1 protein-coding gene is annotated in these 1193 nt (G+C 28.8%); it reads right to left on the reverse strand.

The annotated features are described in order from the left end of the window. Nucleotides 1-5 precede the first annotated feature (5 nt). Nucleotides 6-983, reverse strand: coding sequence for an IS110 family transposase (locus tag N5D90_RS17030; protein WP_038337380.1), 978 nt, complete (start codon nt 981-983; stop codon nt 6-8). Nucleotides 984-1193: the final 210 nt, after the last annotated feature.

Consider the following 1193-nt stretch of genomic DNA (forward strand, 5'->3'; position numbering starts at 1 on the left):
GATTTCTATGACAAAACCAAGTTATTTTTATAAATATTTTGATTTTTAATTAGTGCATAAATTCTGTGAATTATTTTATTTCTGACTGCGTTTAAGACCGACATTTTATTTTTCCCTTCTTCTACCTTTCGATGATAATAAATAGCCAAGTCATTATCTAAACGAATAGCACTCATTGCAGCTAAATGCAATAGTTTCTTCAAATCTTTATCAGCCATTGATGAAACTTTCGGTTTTCGCCTTATGGAAGTTCCAGATTGAAAATCAAATGGAGCTATTCCAGCATAGCAAGCCATTTGTCTAGGTGTATTTATGGTTGTAAAACCATCTGTTTTAATCAACATATTAAATGCTAAAACTTTTCCTACACCAGGAATTGATTGTATTCTTTTATAATGATTATGAAGCTGTTCATCTTCGTTAATTAATTGATAGATTCTTTCTTCTATTTCATTAATTTGTTTCGTTAAGACATCAATAAGCTTAGTGTTTAAGCGTAATACAGCTTTATCCATAGTTGATTTTAAGAATTGTTCATCTTTTGCTTGAGCTAGTAATCCTGCTCTTATTTTAACGCGATGTTTTCTTTCAGCATTCAATAATTTTATCTTTTCAATGACTTTCGAATTAGGCTTCCACTGTTGAAGATCCATATAATTTTTAAGTAAAAATACAGCAATACGTTCGCTGTCAATTTTATCATTTTTACCTCTAACTAATCCCATACTTTTTTTCAAATGCAAAGGATTGATGACATAAACAGCAAAAGAATGTTGAATTAATACGTTGTAAAGAAGGATGTTAAATCTCCCTGTATTCTCCATTCCAATTAGAATATTTTGTCTCTTAACAAATTGTTTCAAAAAAGATTTGATAGCTTTTTCAGTATTAGCAATAGTATCAAAACGATTCACTCCATTTTCTTGAATGCAGATGTCTAAAGTTAATTTACTCACATCAATACCAATAACAATTTTTTCCATAAATTTGAATTTAATGAGAAGAGAAACTTATCAATAACTCGATTCCTTACTAATGGGTTTTTAACCCGAATTTCTATTTGAGAATTTGATAAGAAAGAGTTGAGTCTTAATCAGAATATGAGATTATATAGCTCTGAACTCGTTATAGTGTACTCAAACTCTTTTCTCTTCTTTTTATACTACAATTTAAGATTTTCAAATCTAAAGGAA

The sequence above is a fragment of the Empedobacter sp. GD03797 genome, assembly GCF_029842105.1.
In the GTDB taxonomy this organism is placed as follows: Bacteria; Bacteroidota; Bacteroidia; order Flavobacteriales; family Weeksellaceae; genus Empedobacter; species Empedobacter falsenii_C.

Bases quoted from the DNA above. Each gene is read 5' to 3' on its own strand.
- N5D90_RS17030 (WP_038337380.1), bottom strand. From the start codon at position 983: ATGGAAAAAATTGTTATTGGTATTGATGTGAGTAAATTAACTTTAGAC.